The following is a 15,541-nucleotide window of genomic DNA, read 5'->3' as shown; positions in this document are numbered from 1 at the left end:
CCGCTTCGGCTCCCCAAGAGCGCACTTCTGTCCGCCAAAAGAGTCGCTTAGCCGATTGTGACGGCAGCTTTGGATTGCCACGCGGCCGCTGCAATCCATCTCGGGCGGCATCACGAAACAGCCTGCTGACCGATCGTCGATACAAGTTTTGTTTCATGAGTCAGAGGCGGACTATAGGCACGACAAATACGGCTTCGACGGCTGACGGCTCAGCCCGCCTCGTCCTTCGCGCCGATCTTGCGCACAAGTGCCGCCGTCGCCAGCATCGCGCCCATGTCTGATATCATCGGCGCGACATGCCTGCTGTAGTCTAGCGGCACCGAAATATCCGGCAGCTCGAAGAAGTTCTTCGTCTGCGGCAACAGCAGGAACCCATCGCTGCCATTGAGCGCGACACGGGCCGGATCGTCCGGCCAGGTTTCGCCAAGCCATTTCAGTGCCTGCGCCAGCCGGCCGCTCACCAGTGGCTGTGCCGCTCCGAGATTGTCGGTGCGGAACTCGTAGGCGGCATCGAGCAACGCATCGCCGCTGGATAGCTCTTGCAGCTTGCTGGCGAACATGCCGCGAAAGAAGCTGATCACCGCGTTGGTCCGCCGCGTCGCCACCAATATGCCGGGAAACGGCGCGATGGTCTCGAAACCGACGATGACGCCCTGGAAGGCGGTCGACGAGCCCTTGCCCGAGCCTTCCCGCAGATGCGCCTCGTACAGCTCGAACGGAAACCCTTCGTAGCGGCCCGCGACGATGTCGTCGAACGCCTGCCGGTTGAACGGACCAACCGCCGTGCGCGGCAACCGGTCGAAGGAATTCGGCGTCACGCCATGCTGGTAGCGCATGTCGGCGATGAAGCCGAATATGATCGGCAGCAGCGTCTCGCGGAACGATTGCTGCAGCCGCGTCGCCGGTTTCCTGGCTTGGAAATAGAGCAGGATCGACGCCGCGAAGCCGATCACATAGAGAAATACATGCGGCGTAGAGACCCATTGCTCGTTGGGGTCGGCAACCTTGTTGAACAGCCAGGCGACCAGCACCACGGCCACCAGCACCAGGCCGACGAACACCGGCACCCGCCAGCGCACCTGCCGGACCGCCGACGCCCTTGCCGCTTCATAGGCCTCGATGTCTTTCCGGATGCCGGCGATGACCGTTTCGCTCGGCATGAAATCCGCTGTTTCCACCGCTACCCCCCGCAATCCTGCCTCTGCGGCAGCATGATAGTTGGTTTTGCAAGGGCCGCCAGACGTTTAAGCGGGGACGCCTTCATCGGTTGGTGGAGAAGGGAAGACCGCTTTCAGTCGCCCTTCGACCTTGTCTCGCATTCGGCTCTCCAATGCCTCCACCAACACCAGCCGCTCGTGGTTGCCGGCGCGCAGGCGCATGAAGGGATGCATCCGGTAAGACGAGATCGTGCCGCGCGTACCGGCATCGGCACTGACATCGACAATGAGGATAGAACCGATGCGACCCGGCCATGGCTGGCGGGCAAAGGCGGTACCGAGGAAATCGCCGAGCCCATAGGCGACGATCGTCCTGTCGATCTTTTCCGTCGGTTGAACGACATGGGCGTGATGGCCGGCGATCAGCCCGACGCCCTCCCCGGCCAGCCGCCTGGCCAGTGCTCGCGTCCCGTCGCGCGGAAAATGTCGGAACTCCCAGTCCCAATGCGGCACGGCGCAGAGAAGGTCCAAGCCAGGGCGCGGCCAGCCCGCCGGATCGCTGCCCATCGAAACGCGCCCGGCAAACAGTTTTTCATCGGCGTTGCGCCACAGCGTGAAGGCGGCGAAGCCAATATCAAGCGGTCCAACCTGGACCGGCACCACAGGACCATCGGCGGCCAGGCCGATCATGCGGATGCCGAGCCGCAGCAGCGCCGCGATCGTCTCGTCGAAACCGGCGACGCCCTGATCCAGCATATGGTTGTTGGCCAGCGACAGCACGAGCTTTTCGCGCGCGATACCGACCGCCGCCAGCGCCTCGGCCAGAAACGACTCGCTCATGGCATGATGCGTGCCGAGCCTTGTGCCCAGCGCCGCGCTTGGTCTGTCCACAACAGGGCTTTCGCAATTGCCGATCACCAGATCGGCAGCGCCGAGCAGCGCCTTGATCGCCGGACCGCAGTCCGGCGCGCTGTGGTTGGCCACCGCCGAGATGTCGCCGACAAAGGCAAGCCGCACCGCCTGCTTCGGCGGCGGATCCACCAGCGTTCCCGCCATCGGCGCAAAGTCTCGTGCGTCGCCGGCCAGCGACGGCTTCAGGAAACGCGGCAGCCAGGACAGCTTGTAGGAAAACGGATAATTCGACACGCGATGCCCATTGTTTTGCCCTGTGTAGACCGTCCGCCGGACGGGTTGAAGCGCGGCGCTGCAAATGATGTATATTTGCGCTGCGCGACAAATATTGGGGGGAAGAGATGACACGACTGGCAGGCCTGCTGACGTCCGCTTTCATTCTGCTCCTGCCGCTGTCCTCCGCTTCGGCGGCAATGCCGGAAGCGGCAACCGCACTGTTTAAGGCGAAGACCGTGGCCGTGCGCGACACCGCTCTCTCGACGCTGGAGGCCGCGGCGCCAAAAGACCCGGCATCAGCCTATGCCGCCGGCGCCGGCGAGTTCTTCACCGCATTGGAGATCCTGGCCAGCGGCCTGCACCGCCATGGCTTCGAGAGCCCGCAATCCTTCATGCTGCCGCTGATGCGGCTGCCGGTGCCTGACAATCCCAACCCGGAGCCGCTGACCTATGAGCAGTTCCGCGCCATCTTGGTCGGCTTCCGCGACCGGCTGGAAAAATCCGCCGCCACGTTTGCGTCGGTGCCGGCAGACGCCGATATCGGCATGGTCATCGACCTCACCCATACTGGCATCGACCTCAACGAGGACGGCACCATCGCGCCGGACGAAAGCATGGCGGCGATCATCGCCGCGTTGTCACGCGGCGGCATTACATCGGACGACGCCGTTCCCACGCTCACCTTCCGTTTCGACCGCGCTGACGGCTACTGGCTGCAGGGCTATGCCGAATTCCTGATGGCGCAGGCCGATTTCTGGCTGGCGCATGATTTCAGGAGCACCTTCGACGGCTCGTTCCACATGCTGTTCCCGCGCGCCAAATTGCCGCTGCAGGATATTCTGGTGCCGCCGGCCGGCGAGATGGGCTCGAGCATCTTCTCCTCGGAATGGCGCATCGCCGATTTCATCTCGATGGTGCATCTCATCAACTGGCCGGTGATCGAACCGGAGCGCCGGCAAGCAGCGCGCCGCCACCTGCTGGAAATGATCCGGCTGTCACGCGAGGACTGGAAGGCGATCCGCGCCGAGACCGACAATGACCGCGAATGGCTGCCTGGACCGCAGCAGAAGGGCGAGAACCCGCTCACCGGCCTCGAAGTGGGCGAGGAGCAGGTCCAGGCCTGGCTCGCCGCCCTGACCATGGCCGAGGATCTCCTGGAAGGCCGCAAGCTGCTGCCGCATTTCCGCGTCACCGCCAGTACTGGCCTTGGCATCAACATGAAGCGCTTCTTCGATGATCCGAAAAATTTCGATCTCGTGCTGTCGATCACCGGCCCGGCCATCGCGCCCTACCTCGAAAGTGGCGAGCTCGCGACCAGCGGCGATTTCGACCAGATCCAGCGCCAGTTCGGCGGCGGCGGGTTTTTGACGTTTGCGCTTTGGTTCAATTGAGGGTGGGCTGTTTGAGGCCGCCTTCCCCGCGAGAATCGCAGCATGGCCGGCAACAATTTTACCGGAAACACGCGCCTTTTAAGCAGTTTCTGCCGGCAGTCGGTTCGCTGCATATGCCGCGGGAAGGCGTTGCGTAGAAATTAGCAATGGCTGTTTTGCTTGACTCGTCCGTTAAAAACGGGCAGCAAAACGACGTCGGAAGGGCGACAACACCACTTTCCTGGCCGTGAACGAAGCCTGATTTGGCCCAAATTCATGTCTCGTCGTTGGTTTTGAGAGGGATTGATTAACCAACTTTGTCCATATTTTGAAGCAATCGGCAACCAACTACAGACGCGGCAAACGCGTCGGGGACCACCTGGGATCACTCACAGAATGGTCGTCGCGGCTCTCAAGGCCACGTACGGGGAAACCGATTGAAGCGAGATTGGTTGCATGGCGTTGTTGAGTACACAAAAAAAAATCCGGGAACTGCGTGAGGGCGGCGAGTTGGTCGATGCCCGGCGTTCCTCTTCCTTCAATGCTGGCCGGGTGATCCGCTGGGTCGCGCTGCCCTGCGCCAGCACCGCCATCGGCCTTTGGCTGATCGGCACCATGGCCGGCCTCAGTTCCGTCGGCGCCTCGCTGTCGGCGACTTCGGTTGGCCTGCCCCAGACGCTGTCCATGCCGGGATCGCTCGCACTTACCGATCCGCTGAAACAGCACTTCTTGAAAGCACCCTTCGTGCTGGCCAATGCCAATGGCGGCACTCAGGCCCTGCATGATCATTCGGTGCAGTGCGGTGCCAGCTGTTTCAAGCTGGCCAGGGTAAGCTCGCAGGCGGAAAAATCCGAACGCCTTGTAGCGCAGGTAAAGCCGATGCCTGCCCCTGTGAAGTCGAAGGCTCAGGAGCGCTTCGAACGCATGGAAGCGTCGCTTTCGCCGATGAAGCTGGCCGCAGCCTTTGCCGACGCCGGAAAGCCTGCCGCCAGTGCCAACACTCGCCCGATGATCTCCACCGTCGCACCGCGAATTGCCGAGGCGTCGCTGGTGCCATCCGTCCAGGTGATGGCCAGCCTGTCAGATGACATGCCGGCGCCGGCGGCCGAACGTTTCGCCCGGCTGGATACCGGCTCGGCGGTCGTGCAGACCGCACCGCAACCGATGGGTTTTGCCCAATCCGATACGCCAGACAATTCGCAGTTGGCGCTTGCTCTGGTGCAGTCGCTGCCGGCCGACGACGAGGCGTTCGCCTCACCGCTGCCGATCGAGGAATCGTCAGCCGATGTCGCGGTTTCACCCGTCGAAACCCAGCAGGATCAACCCGGCGATACCGCCTCGCTGCCGGACGCGCTGACCGACGACGTGCCGTTGCCGACCCGCCGCCCGCAATTCGACGCGCCGCAGCCCAAAATCGTCCAGCAGGAGCCTAAGTCCGTTCAGCAGCCCAAATCCGTTCAGCAGCCGAAGCCGGCGCGCGAGACGGTCCAGCAGGCCCAGCCGGCAAAACCGACGCGGCAAGGCCGGCCGGCCGATGGCGGTGACGTTTTGGCCTATGCCAAGCCCGACACGCCTTCGGGCGGCCTTGGCAAGGCGTTCAGGAACCTGTTCAACTCGCCAGGCGCCAGGAGCGGAGCCGGCAATGGCGTCGCCGTGTACGACATCAGCAGCGCGACCGTCTACATGCCTGACGGATCGAGGCTCGAGGCGCATTCAGGCATCGGCGCCATGGCGGACCAGCCGCGTTATGCCGACCAGAAGAACCGCGGGCCGACGCCGCCCAATACTTACAATCTGTCGATGCGCGAGTCGCGCTTTCACGGAGTGGAGGCCTTGCGCCTGACACCGGTCGATGGCCGCAACAAATACAATCGAGACGGCCTGCTGGCTCATACTTACCTGCTTCGGGGACGCTACGCCCAGTCGAGCGGCTGCGTCGCCTTCAAGGACTATGCGCGTTTTCTCGCCGCCTTCAAGAAGGGCAAGATCAAACGCCTCGTCGTGGTGCCGCGCCTGAACGGGTCGGCGACGCAGGTCGCATCAGCCGCCAGGGGCGTGTAGCGACAGGAGGCTTTCGGGCGTACCTTCCCGCCTGCTCCTGACAGCCTTCTGTCAGGAGCAGCGCTGTCCGGCACGCCTCTCCCCACCGCGCTCTTTCCATTTTGGCCAGGAAATCCCATATTCGGGACATGGCCAAATCTCCCGATCAGAAAACGCCGCCGACGGCGAATGACGACCGCGCCGCGCCGAAGCGGCGCAGCCCGCTGACCGATTTCCTGGACGCTTCGGAGCCGCTGCACAAAGGCGGCTTCGCCGAGATGCCCCAGCCGGAGCTCTCTGGCTCGCCGCTGACCGGTTCGATCGCGGATTGGGCCGAGCAGATCGAGCAGGAAGCCGAAAACGAAGGACGTCTTGTCGGCAAGGGCGACCGTGGCAAATCGCCGAAGCCGTCGAAGAAGATACCCGAGCGCTCAAGCTCGCCGGGACGCAGTTCGCGCGGCACCTCGATGGGTGGCGCGGCGTCAGCCAGGGAGCGCACCGCCGCCGGCCTCAATCCGGTCGCCGGCCTCGACATCTCGCTGGAAGACGCCGAGACCATGGCTTCGGGCAGCGTCACTGCGACGGTGGCGGCACTGTCGGCGCTGATCGAATCCGGCAATCCGCTGCACAAGGACGGCGTGCTGTGGACACCGCACCGCCCTGCCCGCCCCGAAAAATCCGAAGGCGGCATTGCCATCAAGATGGTGTCGGATTTCGAGCCGGCCGGCGATCAGCCGACCGCCATCAAGGATCTGGTCGAAGGCGTCGACAACAACGACCGCACCCAAGTGCTGCTCGGCGTCACCGGCTCCGGAAAAACCTTCACCATGGCCAAGGTGATCGAGGAGACGCAGCGCCCTGCCTTGATCCTGGCGCCGAACAAGACGCTGGCGGCGCAGCTCTATTCCGAGTTCAAGAAATTCTTCCCGGAAAACGCTGTCGAGTATTTCGTCTCCTATTACGACTATTACCAGCCGGAAGCCTACGTCCCGCGCACCGACACCTTCATCGAGAAGGAATCCTCGATCAACGAGCAGATCGACCGCATGCGCCATTCGGCGACACGTTCGCTGCTCGAGCGCGACGACGTCATCATCGTCGCCTCGGTGTCCTGCATCTACGGTATCGGCTCGGTCGAAACCTATACGGCGATGACCTTCCAGATGCAGATCGGCGACCGGCTCGACCAGCGCGCTTTGCTCGCCGATCTCGTTGCCCAGCAGTACAAGCGGCAGGACATCAACTTCGTCCGCGGCTCGTTTCGCGTGCGCGGCGACACGATCGAGATCTTTCCGGCTCACCTGGAAGACCGCGCCTGGCGCATTTCGATGTTCGGCGACGAGATCGAGCAGATCACGGAGTTCGACCCACTGACCGGCCAGAAGACCGGCGAGCTGAAAAGCGTCAAGATCTACGCCAATTCGCACTATGTGACGCCGCGCCCGACGCTGAACCAGGCGATCAAGTCGATCAAGGAAGAGCTCAAGCACCGGCTGGTCGAACTCGAACGCGCCGGCCGCCTGCTTGAAGCGCAGCGGCTGGAACAGCGCTGCCGCTTCGACCTCGAAATGCTGGAGGCCACCGGCTCCTGCGCCGGCATCGAGAACTATTCACGTTATCTCACCGGCCGCCAGCCGGGTGATCCGCCACCGACGCTGTTTGAGTACATTCCCGACAACGCGCTGGTGTTCATCGACGAAAGCCATGTCACCGTGCCGCAGATCGGCGGCATGTATCGAGGCGACTTTCGCCGCAAGGCGACGCTGGCCGAATACGGCTTCCGTTTGCCGTCCTGCATGGACAACCGGCCGCTGCGCTTCGAAGAATGGGATGCCATGCGTCCGCTTTCGGTCGCGGTCTCGGCGACCCCTGGCGCCTGGGAGATGGAACAGGCCGGTGGCGTCTTCGCCGAGCAGGTCATCCGTCCGACCGGCCTGATCGACCCGCCGGTCGAAGTGCGGCCGGCCAAGAACCAGGTCGACGATGTCGTCGGCGAGATCCGCGACACCACCAAGGCCGGCTACCGCACGCTGGTCACGGTGTTGACCAAACGTATGGCCGAGGACCTGACCGAGTATCTGCACGAGCAAGGCATCCGGGTCCGCTACATGCACTCCGACATCGACACGCTGGAGCGCATCGAGATCCTGCGCGATTTGCGCCTCGGCGCCTTCGACGTGCTGGTCGGGATCAATCTTCTGCGCGAAGGCCTCGACATTCCCGAATGCGGCTTCGTCGCCATTCTCGATGCCGACAAGGAAGGTTTTCTGCGCTCGGAAACCTCGCTGATCCAGACCATCGGCCGCGCCGCCAGAAACGTCGACGGCAAGGTCATCCTCTATGCCGACCAGGTGACCGGCTCGATGGAACGGGCGATGGCCGAAACCAACCGCCGCCGCGAAAAGCAGGTGGAGTGGAACGAGGCCAACGGCATCACCCCGGAGTCGGTCAAGTCGCGCATCTCCGACATTCTGGATTCCGTCTACGAGAAGGACCACGTCCGCGCCGACATCTCGCAGTTCACCGACAGTGCCGGCGCCATGATGGGCAACAACCTCAAGGCCCATCTCGACGCGATGGAAAAGCAGATGCGCGATGCCGCGGCCAATCTCGACTTCGAGAAGGCGGCCCGCATCCGCGACGAGATCAAGCGCCTGCGTGAGATGGAATTGTCCATCTCCGAAGACCCGCTGGCCAAATACGCCGACATGGAAAGCCCGGCCTCCGGCCGCGAAAAGGGCAAGCACAACAAGGGCGTGGCCAAACATCGGACAGCAGAGGAGCAGGAGCGTTTTCGCAAGCTCGACGCAGCCCGTGCCGCCGAAGAGGCGGCCAAGGCTGCCCGGCCCAACCTCTTCCGCAAGCCTGATCTCGACGAGATGGGCGCCGACGGCACTGTCCCGGTGAAAAAGCCGCTGTTTTCGAAACCCTCGATTGACGATATGGGCCCAGGCACCGACATGCCGACGCCGGCCGGCGCGGTGTCGCGCTCGCTGTTCAAGAAACAGTCGGCCGAAGAGGCACATGGCTCCGATTTCGGCATTCCCGGCGAGCCGGTCAAGCCGCTGTTCAAGAAGAACTCGCTGGATGAGATGACCGTGCGGCGGACCGAGACACCGATCGAGGGCGACAAGCCGGTCAAGCGCGAGCGTGCCGGTATTGGTTCCTACGAGGATCCGGGCGATGCGCGTCGCGAAAAGCGGCGGCCGGGCAAGACGGGACGCCCCGGGAAGTAGAGCTTTCCCTTCTCCCTTGGGAGAAGGGAGGTACTCCACTGTCAGCGCTCCACTTGCCACCAACCCTACCTTTGGTGTAACCACTCCGCACACTCAACGTCTTGTCTTGAAAGGAGGGCTCACGTGTTTACGTTTTTTCGTCACCATCGTCAGCGTGGCCCGATTTCTGCCCTGCGAGCTTGCTTGCAGGGCTGACCAGGGACGGTCCGGGTTTTTCCCGCTTCGATTTTTTGGTCTGCCCTTCGTGGTGTTGCAACGCCGAGCCTGATGGCCGGCACGCGCACCGTCAAAGTGCATCCGGAGTTGTCTCCGGCAAGACCAGAGAAATCAAGAATGGCCCTGATCAGCCTCAAATCCCTCGGCGTCACCATGAGTGCGCCGCTGTTTGCCAATCTCGACCTCACCATCGGCACCGGCGACCGGCTTGGCATTGTCGCCGCCAATGGCCGCGGCAAGTCGACCTTGCTGAAATGCCTGACCGGCGAGATGGAGCCGACCTCGGGTGACATCACCCGCACGCGCGGCCTGCGCGTCGGTCACGTCGAACAATCCGTCGCCCCGGCCCTTCTCAGCCGGACGTTCCACGAGGTGGTGGCGGATGCCTTGCCGGCCGAGCAGGCCGACAGCGAGCTGTGGCGCGTCGACGTGGTTCTCGATTCGCTCGACGTGCCGGAGCCGATGCGCGAGCGGCAAATGCAGGCGCTGAGCGGCGGCTGGCAGCGGCTGGCGCTGATCGCCCGCGTCTGGGTCACCGATCCGGACGTGCTGCTGCTCGATGAGCCGACCAACCATCTCGACCTCGCCCGCATCAGCCAGCTTGAGACCTGGCTGAACATGCTGCCGCGCGAGGTGCCCGTCGTGATCGCCAGCCACGACCGCGCCTTCCTCGACGCCACCACCAACCGGACGCTGTTCCTGCGCCCGGAGCAGTCGCCGGTGTTTGCGCTCCCCTACTCCCGCGCCAGGCAGGCGCTCGACGACGTCGATGCTTCGACGGAGCGCAAGTTCCAGCGCGACATGAAGGTGGCGCAGCAATTGCGCCGGCAGGCGGCCAAGCTCAACAACATCGGCATCAATTCGGGCAGCGATCTGCTGACGGTCAAGACCAAGCAGCTCAACCAGCGCGCGGAAAGACTGGAAGAGGCGGCGAACCCGGCGCATCGCGAAAAGTCGGCGGGAGCCATAAAACTGGCCAACCGCGGCACCCACGCCAAGGTGCTGATCACGCTCGACGATGCGGCTGTCGAAACGCCCGACGGCACGCTGCTGTTTCGGACCGGCAAGCGCCACATCTGCCAGGGCGACCGCATCGTCCTGTTCGGCCGCAATGGCGTCGGCAAGTCGCGCTTCGTCACCCTGATCCGCAATGCCATCATCGAACCGGACACGGTGCAGAATGTGAAGGTGACGCCTTCGACCGTGCTCGGCTACAGCGACCAGGCGCTGTCGGGCATCAGCGGCAATGACACGCCGCTGGCGATGGTCTCACGCCGTTACGATGTCGGCGAGCAGCGCGCCCGCTCGCTGCTCGCTGGCGCCGGTGTGGTCATCGAGATGCAGGAGAAAAAGATCGGCGTGCTGTCCGGCGGCCAGAGGGCGCGGCTGATGATGCTGGCGCTCCGGCTCGCCAATCCCAACTTCTATCTGCTGGACGAGCCGACCAACCATCTCGACATTGACGGTCAGGAAGCGCTGGAGGCGGAACTGCTGGCGCATCAGGCAAGCTGCGTTCTCGCCTCGCACGATCGCTCCTTCATCCGCGCCATCGGCAACCGCTTCTGGCTGATAGAGAAGCGGAGGCTCACCGAAGTCGAAGACCCCGAGGAGTTCTTCCGCTCGGTGGCCGAGGAGGCTGGATGAGGCCAACGCATCATGAAGGTCGACTGAGTGTGTAAATTATTTGCTTACAGGCTCTTGTTTTTTGTAAGCAATCTGTTTACATGCATCAATGATCAAGTCCTTCAAGAACAAGGCGCTGCTGGACCTCTTTCAAACCGGAAAGACCGGCAAGGTCGACGCCAAGATGCACAAGCGCATTCTTGTCCGGCTTGACCGCCTGGAAGCTTCAGAGAAGCCGGAGGAAATGAACCTCCCCGGCTTCGATTTCCATCAGCTGAAAGGCTTCGATCCCATCCGTTACACGGTCCACGTCAACGGCCCGTGGTGCATTACATTCGAGTTCGACGGCAAGGACGCCGCCCGCGTCGATTTCGAGCAATATCACTAAGGCGGCCAGATTGGAGAAGTTCGACTTATGACCCTGCACGAGCCGACGCGTCCTATTGAGCGTTGTCCCTCCCACCCGGGAGCGCTGCTTGAGGACATTATCCCGGCAACTGGAAAGACCAAGGTGGAAATTGCAAATCTGCTCGGGATCTCCCGGCAGCAGCTCTATGACATTATCCGTGAAAAGAAGCCGGTTTCGCCTGCTGTGGCCGCCCGCCTTGGGAAGCTGTTCGGCGACGGAGCCGCGATCTGGCTTCGAATGCAGGCGGCTTTCGATGCTTGGCACGCAGAGCGTGAAGTCGATGTTTCAGCTATCCCGACGCTCAAGGTCGCGTAGGCGCAGCTCGGCGGCGCTTGCGAGATATCAAACGCTGCCAGCAATAATTTTCGACGGCCTGTCGGATGACCGCCACGCACCACGTCCTTGGGATGCCGACACGATGATGCCGGCTTCAACTGAGGACAAAGCATCATGTTCACCCTGTCATCCATAGGCCGCCTCACCACGCGCTACATGCAAGCCCGCACCCGCCATCGCAGCGAGCGCGTCCTGCTTTCGCTGCCGATCGAATTGCGCAAGGACATCGGCTGGCCGGAAATCGTGACCGACGTGGAAAATGGCCTTCGTATCCGCAGAGCACCCTGACCGAGGCGCCAGTCAGTCATGCGTATCGCCTGAAAGCGGCGTCGCCTGCATCGATACGCGTTTTTCGAAAGCCTCGAACCAGCGCGTCAGCCGCGCCCGTGAGCGAAAAGGCGGAAGGTGACGAAACGCCATCCAGGACAGCGTGGTGGCCAAGGCAATGTGGCCGATATGGAGCGGCGCCTCGTCGTCCAGCGTGCTCTCGATCCAGTCGTAGGTCGCCTCGATCTTTTCCCGGCATCCGTCGGCGAGAGCACTGAAACGCAGCTGTTCGGGTCTCCTTTCCGTCTCCCAGCGCAACGCTATCCCTGTCTGCGCCAGGCCCTGGGCGACCGACTGCAGCCGCAATGCCTGCCAGCGCGCCTCGCCGTCCTGCGGCAGCAGCTTGCGGCCATGATGCAGCGTGTCGAGATAGGCGCAGATGACATCGGAATCGAAGATCGGTGGCGCGTCGGGCCGCAACAGCACCGGCACCTTGCCGAGCGGATTTTCGGCATAGACGCGAGCATTGCGCAAGGTCGGACTGGTCTCGTGATGAATGACCTCCAGCCGATCGGCAATGCCAACCTCATGGGCGAAGACGAGCGCCTTGCGCGCGAAGGGTGAATGGGTCTGATAGTAGAGGATCATTGTCGTCCCGGGGTTGAAGAGGCGTTCGGGTGATCCATCTCTTCTAGCCTGCGAGCAGCGAGAATTGCGCTCTGATTGGGGGCCGCCGACGCAAGTTCGTTTCACGCCTCGTTCAGCTGCCGGCCGCGTGGCTTATCCAGCGCCGGTCGGCCAAAAAAATCTTCCCGGCCATGTAGGATCGCCGTCACCTCATCCGTCCTGTGGCTCGCAAGGCCAAACGCAAAGAGGAACAACAAATGACTGATCAGACCCCCGTTCAGCCCGCGGCCAAAGTGCTCGGCGGATTGACCCCCTATCTGCAGCTGGATGGCGCCTTCAAGGCTGCCGAATTCTACAAGAAGGCCTTTGGTGCCGAGCAGGTCTTTGCCTATCCGGCGGACGAAAAAGGCCGCACCATGCACATCCACCTCCACATCAACGGCTCGACGCTGATGCTCTCCGACTTCTATCCGGAAAACGGCATGCCGGCCGTCAAGCCGCAGGGTTACACCATGCAGCTCCACCTCGGCAGCGACGACATCGAAGCCTGGTGGAAGCGCGCCGTCGATGCCGGCTGCGAAGTCGCTGTGCCGCTCCAAATCATGTTCTGGGGTGATCAGTGGGGCAATATGCGCGACCCGTTCGGCGTCGAGTGGGCGATGAACGCGCCGGTGAAGAAAGCCTGATCTGCCGCCAATGGTCCAAGCCCCTCACCGGTTGGCGCCGGTGAGGTCCTTTGAACTTCAGGAGGAGACCCGAAATGTCCTATGTCGATGGCTTCGTGCTTGCCGTGCCCAAGGCAAATCTCGATGATTACAAGAGGCTGGCCAACCTCGCAGGCCCTATATGGATGGAACACGGCGCGCTCGCCTATGTCGAATGTATCGGCGACGACGTGCCTTATGGCGAGATCACTTCGTTCCCGCGCGCGGTGCAGGCCAAGGACGACGAGATCGTCGTCTTCTCCTGGGCCGTCTACGAATCGCGTGAGAGCCGCGATGCCGTCATGGCCAAGGTGATGGCCGACCCGCGCTTGACGCCCGATTGGGGGGCCATGCCGTTCGATATGAAGCGCATGATCTTCGGCGGCTTTAAGCCATTCATGGAGCTTTGAGCAGCCGGCAGCAGATTAGCAGAAGCCCCTCAGCTTCGTCATCCTACGGCGAAGCAGGAGCGAAGCTCCGTCGCAAAGACCCTAGGATGACGACGCGGGTGCTTAGGCCAATCTCCGAGGCCACGATCAGCTAGATAGCGTTGCGCTAATCCAGCCTGTCCAGCAGCGGCTTGAGCCGGTCTCCATAGCGCTTCCACAGATCGACCGACCCCTGATACATCGGCTGGCGCACCTGTGCGGCCGACGCCGTGCGCACTGGCCGGTCCGTCTCGTGGAACGATAGAGCCGCATCGTCCCAGGGCAGGCCGACATGGGCGATCAGGGCCCGCGTCTGACCTTCCTGGTCGGCGACAAAATCCTCGTAGCGTACATCGTGCACGACGCCCGGCAGCACCGTGTGCCAATGCTTCATGATGTCGGTGTAGAGATTGTGGAAGTCGGCGAGCTCGCCGAGATCGTAGCCATAGCGATGGCTGTCACCGCGGAAATGCACCTTGTAGATCGACAGGCAAGTGGCCGCCGCATCGCGCGCGCAGTGGATGATCCTGGCCTTCGGCATCATCATGTGGATGAAGCCGACAAGCAGGAAGTTGCCCGGCATTTTGTCGGTGACGTGGCGCATGTTCGGATAGCGGGCATGCAGCATGTCGAGATAGGCTTGGCCTGCCTCGGCAAAATCCGAATCGCTCGTATCCGATATGCCCCATGGGAAGCCACCCGGCATGGTCGCCGGGAACTGCCTGCCGACCGCCTTCTTCAAGATGCTGAGCTCGCCTGCGCCATAGACCTGCGGATGGCTGGCAATGATCTGCTCGACCAGCGTCGTGCCCGAACGCGGCATGCCGACGACGAAGATCGGCGTGTCGTCGCTGATTGAGCTGGGCCTGTGCTTCTCGAAGAAGCCGGCATCGAAGGTGGCCTTCATTGCCTCGAACTCGGCCCGCGTCCTGGCCTGGTCGTAGTCGATGCCTTTGCGGCGGATCGCATTGCCTTCGGCGAAATAGTCGAAGGCCCGGCCATAATCCCTGAGATCGTCATTCGCCTTGCCGAGTCCGAAGGACAGCTGCATGCGTGCCAGGCTGTCCTGCGGCGCCTTGGCATGCTGGGCTTCCATGCCCCCAAGCTCGCTGTCGCGCTCCTTCTGGCGCTTGACCTGCGTCAGCATCAGCCAGGCTGTGGCCATGGCGGGGTTGATCGCCAACGCCTGCCGGAACAGGTCGGCCGCCTCGTCGAGCTTGCCCTTTTCCATCAACCCGACGCCAAGCCCGTGCAGCAGGTCGGCATCCTTGGGCCGGATCGTCAGCGCTTCGCGGAAGGCAGCCAGCGCCTCATCCAGCCGCCCGGCTTCCTGCAGGGTTTCGGCAAGCCCGATACGGGCGCGCACATGAAATGGATTGCGTGCAACCGTGCCGCGATAAATCTCTTCGGCCTCTTCGAACTGACCGACCTGTTTCAGCGATGAGCCGAGATTGTCGCGCGCCGCGAGCTGGTCCGGCCGCAGATCCACCGCGCCGCGGAAGAAATCGATGGCCGCAGCAGGGCGGCCGAGGTCGCGCATCACCGTACCGAAATTGTTGAGGAAATCGGGATTCGTCGGCTGCAGGCTCACCGACAGTTCGATGAGGTCCAGCCCTTCTTCGCTGCGCCCGGTCTGGTGCAGCAGCAGTCCCAGGAAATGCGCCGCGGCCGCGTGCTTGGGCTGACGCGCCAGCACCTGCCGGTAGATCGTCTCAGCCTCTTGCCGGCGCCCGGCCTGATGCAGTTGCAACGCCTGCTGCACATACTGGTCGAGGCCCAGCGGCGGCTGTCCGCCCGCGCCAGACCTGGTTCCCGCACCCGCCGCTCGTCTTTGATCTCTGTTGATGGGAAACCTGCCGTGTTTTATCCGCCTGTGGCGATCTAGGCCATCCGGGCCGCAGGTTCAAGGCTTCGCTTGCTGTCTGTCGTAAGCACACGAGTTGTCCGGATTAGGTAGCACGTGAGTTGTCCGGTTTGATCTTCAGCGAACGGAGGCTGGG

The 15,541-nt window shown here is 62.8% G+C and carries 13 protein-coding genes; 9 read left to right on the top strand and 4 right to left on the bottom strand.

From position 1 onward, the window contains the following. Positions 1-209: 209 nt before the first annotated feature. Positions 210-1,160 carry a hypothetical protein gene (locus LB558_RS29610; RefSeq protein ID WP_224700736.1) on the bottom strand — a complete coding sequence of 317 codons (951 nt, stop codon included), beginning with the start codon at positions 1,158-1,160 and terminating at the stop codon, positions 210-212. Positions 1,161-1,244: 84 nt separating this feature from the next. Further along, positions 1,245-2,303, bottom strand: a complete 1,059-nt coding sequence (locus LB558_RS29605) for a CapA family protein (protein WP_224700735.1) — start codon at positions 2,301-2,303, stop codon at positions 1,245-1,247. A gap of 107 nt (positions 2,304-2,410) precedes the next feature. Between LB558_RS29605 and LB558_RS29600 the strand changes: the two genes are divergently transcribed. The 7 genes from LB558_RS29600 (at position 2,411) to LB558_RS29570 (ending at position 11,803) form a co-directional block, all read left to right on the top strand. Continuing rightward, positions 2,411-3,676 carry a hypothetical protein gene (locus LB558_RS29600; RefSeq protein WP_224700734.1) on the top strand — a complete coding sequence of 422 codons (1,266 nt, stop codon included), beginning with the start codon at positions 2,411-2,413 and terminating at the stop codon, positions 3,674-3,676. A gap of 435 nt (positions 3,677-4,111) precedes the next feature. After that, positions 4,112-5,716 carry a tlde1 domain-containing protein gene (locus LB558_RS29595; RefSeq protein ID WP_224700733.1) on the top strand — a complete coding sequence of 535 codons (1,605 nt, stop codon included), beginning with the start codon at positions 4,112-4,114 and terminating at the stop codon, positions 5,714-5,716. A 128-nt stretch (positions 5,717-5,844) separates the two neighbouring features. After that, the gene (uvrB, locus tag LB558_RS29590) at positions 5,845-8,931 is read left to right on the top strand and encodes an excinuclease ABC subunit UvrB (protein WP_224700732.1); all 3,087 of its coding nucleotides are present in this window, start codon (positions 5,845-5,847) and stop codon (positions 8,929-8,931) included. Positions 8,932-9,264: 333 nt separating this feature from the next. Beyond that, a complete protein-coding gene (locus LB558_RS29585) occupies positions 9,265-10,791 on the top strand; it encodes an ABC-F family ATP-binding cassette domain-containing protein (protein ID WP_224700731.1) in 1,527 nt (508 codons plus the stop codon). An 88-nt stretch (positions 10,792-10,879) separates the two neighbouring features. Then, the gene (locus tag LB558_RS29580; RefSeq protein ID WP_224700730.1) at positions 10,880-11,158 is read left to right on the top strand and encodes a type II toxin-antitoxin system RelE/ParE family toxin; all 279 of its coding nucleotides are present in this window, start codon (positions 10,880-10,882) and stop codon (positions 11,156-11,158) included. Between the two features lie 27 nt (positions 11,159-11,185). Then, positions 11,186-11,494 (top strand): HigA family addiction module antitoxin, encoded by a 309-nt coding sequence (locus LB558_RS29575; protein ID WP_224700729.1) that lies wholly within the window; start codon positions 11,186-11,188, stop codon positions 11,492-11,494. Between the two features lie 135 nt (positions 11,495-11,629). Beyond that, the gene (locus LB558_RS29570; protein ID WP_224700728.1) at positions 11,630-11,803 is read left to right on the top strand and encodes a hypothetical protein; all 174 of its coding nucleotides are present in this window, start codon (positions 11,630-11,632) and stop codon (positions 11,801-11,803) included. 12 nt (positions 11,804-11,815) lie between these two features. Here the strand turns inward: LB558_RS29570 and LB558_RS29565 are convergent, their stop codons facing one another. Continuing rightward, positions 11,816-12,430 (bottom strand): glutathione S-transferase family protein, encoded by a 615-nt coding sequence (locus LB558_RS29565; RefSeq protein WP_224700727.1) that lies wholly within the window; start codon positions 12,428-12,430, stop codon positions 11,816-11,818. 236 nt (positions 12,431-12,666) lie between these two features. On the opposite strand from LB558_RS29565, the gene LB558_RS29560 reads away from it, so the two are divergent. Both LB558_RS29560 and LB558_RS29555 read left to right on the top strand, forming a co-directional pair. Next, positions 12,667-13,095 carry a VOC family protein gene (locus LB558_RS29560; protein WP_013530024.1) on the top strand — a complete coding sequence of 143 codons (429 nt, stop codon included), beginning with the start codon at positions 12,667-12,669 and terminating at the stop codon, positions 13,093-13,095. A 74-nt stretch (positions 13,096-13,169) separates the two neighbouring features. After that, positions 13,170-13,523 (top strand): DUF1428 domain-containing protein, encoded by a 354-nt coding sequence (locus LB558_RS29555; protein ID WP_224700726.1) that lies wholly within the window; start codon positions 13,170-13,172, stop codon positions 13,521-13,523. A gap of 145 nt (positions 13,524-13,668) precedes the next feature. On the opposite strand, the gene LB558_RS29550 is transcribed toward LB558_RS29555, so the two are convergent. Continuing rightward, positions 13,669-15,291: a tetratricopeptide repeat-containing sulfotransferase family protein gene (locus LB558_RS29550; RefSeq protein WP_224700725.1), complete on the bottom strand. Its 1,623-nt coding sequence runs from the start codon at positions 15,289-15,291 to the stop codon at positions 13,669-13,671. Positions 15,292-15,541: the final 250 nt, after the last annotated feature.

The sequence above is a fragment of the Mesorhizobium sp. CO1-1-8 genome (genome assembly GCF_020164875.1).
In the GTDB taxonomy this organism is placed as follows: Bacteria; Pseudomonadota; Alphaproteobacteria; order Rhizobiales; family Rhizobiaceae; genus Mesorhizobium.
Note: the sequence above shows the minus strand (reverse complement) of the source record. Positions and strands in the feature narration are given on the sequence as shown.

What these genes read in the sequence shown, in the direction of transcription:
- LB558_RS29560 (WP_013530024.1), top strand. Translation starts at nt 12,667, where the DNA reads ATGACTGATCAGACCCCCGTTCAGCCCGCGGCCAAAGTGCTCGGCGGA.
- LB558_RS29570 (WP_224700728.1), top strand. Translation starts at nt 11,630, where the DNA reads ATGTTCACCCTGTCATCCATAGGCCGCCTCACCACGCGCTACATGCAA.
- LB558_RS29610 (WP_224700736.1), bottom strand. Translation starts at nt 1,160, where the DNA reads ATGCCGAGCGAAACGGTCATCGCCGGCATCCGGAAAGACATCGAGGCC.
- LB558_RS29555 (WP_224700726.1), top strand. Translation starts at nt 13,170, where the DNA reads ATGTCCTATGTCGATGGCTTCGTGCTTGCCGTGCCCAAGGCAAATCTC.
- LB558_RS29600 (WP_224700734.1), top strand. Translation starts at nt 2,411, where the DNA reads ATGACACGACTGGCAGGCCTGCTGACGTCCGCTTTCATTCTGCTCCTG.
- uvrB (WP_224700732.1), top strand. Translation starts at nt 5,845, where the DNA reads ATGGCCAAATCTCCCGATCAGAAAACGCCGCCGACGGCGAATGACGAC.
- LB558_RS29565 (WP_224700727.1), bottom strand. Translation starts at nt 12,430, where the DNA reads ATGATCCTCTACTATCAGACCCATTCACCCTTCGCGCGCAAGGCGCTC.
- LB558_RS29595 (WP_224700733.1), top strand. Translation starts at nt 4,112, where the DNA reads ATGGCGTTGTTGAGTACACAAAAAAAAATCCGGGAACTGCGTGAGGGC.
- LB558_RS29575 (WP_224700729.1), top strand. Translation starts at nt 11,186, where the DNA reads ATGACCCTGCACGAGCCGACGCGTCCTATTGAGCGTTGTCCCTCCCAC.
- LB558_RS29580 (WP_224700730.1), top strand. Translation starts at nt 10,880, where the DNA reads ATGATCAAGTCCTTCAAGAACAAGGCGCTGCTGGACCTCTTTCAAACC.
- LB558_RS29585 (WP_224700731.1), top strand. Translation starts at nt 9,265, where the DNA reads ATGGCCCTGATCAGCCTCAAATCCCTCGGCGTCACCATGAGTGCGCCG.